At 73.5% G+C, this 1,410-nt stretch carries 1 protein-coding gene; it reads right to left on the minus strand.

Annotated elements, in window-relative coordinates:
* Positions 1-35: 35 nt before the first annotated feature.
* The gene (locus tag ACFWX1_RS36485) at positions 36-1,169 is read right to left on the minus strand and encodes a GuaB3 family IMP dehydrogenase-related protein (protein WP_378394366.1); all 1,134 of its coding nucleotides are present in this window, start codon (positions 1,167-1,169) and stop codon (positions 36-38) included.
* Between the last annotated feature and the right edge of the window lie 241 nt (positions 1,170-1,410).

Below are 1,410 nucleotides of genomic sequence, written 5' to 3' on the forward strand. Positions count from 1 at the left end.
GCGTTTAGCGGGCTAAACGCACTTCGCGGCCGAGGTCAGGCGCGGACGGTGAGGCCGACGCGCTGGAACTCCTTCAGGTCCGAGTAGCCGGTCTTCGCCATCGCGCGGCGCAGCGCGCCAAAGAGGTTCACGACGCCCTCGGCGTCCGACGACGGGCCGAACAGCAGGGTCTTGAGGTCGACGGCGTAGTCCGGGCCGGCGGCGACGCGGGAGCGCGGCAGCGACGGGTGCGCGGCGGCGGCCGTCCAGTAGAGGCCCTGGCCCGGCGCGTCGGACGCGGCGGCCAGCGGGGCGCCCAGCATGACGGCGTCGGCCCCGCAGGCGATGGCCTTCGCGATGTCGCCCGATGTGCTGATCCCGCCGTCGGCGAGCACGTGCACGTAGCGGCCGCCGGTCTCGTCGAGGTAGTCGCGGCGCGCGGCGGCGGCGTCGATGATCGCGGTGGCCATCGGGACGCCGATACCGAGGACCCGGTCGGTGCTGGTCACCCCGGGGGTGGCGCCGTGGCCGACGATGACCCCGGCCGCGCCGGTGCGCATGAGGTGCATCGCGGTGCGGTAGTCGCTGACGCCGCCCGCGATCACCGGGACGTCGAGACGCCCGATGAAGTCCTTGAGGTCCAGCGGCTCGGCGTCGCGCTGGACGTGCTCCGCGGAGATGATCGTGCCCTGCACGACCAGGATCTCGACGCCCGCCGCGAGAAGGTCGGGCGTCAGCTCGGCGGCGTGCTGCGGGCTCACCCGCGCGGCCACGGTGACCCCGGACTCGCGGACGGTCTTGATCGCCTCGGTCAGCAGGTCGAGCCGGATCGGCGCCGAGTGCAGCTCCTGCAGCACCCGCACGACGGCGGTCGGGTCCTCGGTGTCCTCGGCGGCACGGACCAGCCGGAAGATGGCGTCCTCGACATTGGCGTGCCGGGCCCAGAGCCCTTCGGCGTTGAGCACGCCGAGACCGCCGAGCTCGCCGACGGCCACCGCCGTGCCCGGCGACACGATCGCGTCGGTCGGGTGGGTGATCAGCGGCAGGTCGAACCGGTACGCGTCGATCTGCCAGGCGGTGGACACCACCGACGACGACCGGGTGCGCCGCGAGGGCACGATCTCCACGTCGTCGAGGCCATACGCCCGCCGCGCGGTGCGGCCCATGCCGATCTCGACCAGATCCCGCACGGTAAGTCCCTTCTCGTGGTCACGCCCCAGTCTTACGCCCCATTGTCGCTAGACCGCGTGGGTGACGTGCGCACGGGGCACCCCAACCCCGCCCCTGCCCACCTCGTGCCCCCGCCCTGAAGTGCAGTTAGCGGGCTAAACGCGGCGCCGGGCGCGCCCCGGTGACGATGGGCCGGCGGGGGGGGGGGGGGGGGGAGGGACGCCGCTCCGGCCGGGAAACGAGTCGGTGTATCTGGGGGGT

The organism is Amycolatopsis sp. NPDC059021, assembly GCF_042739895.1.
Classification (GTDB): Bacteria; Actinomycetota; Actinomycetes; order Mycobacteriales; family Pseudonocardiaceae; genus Amycolatopsis.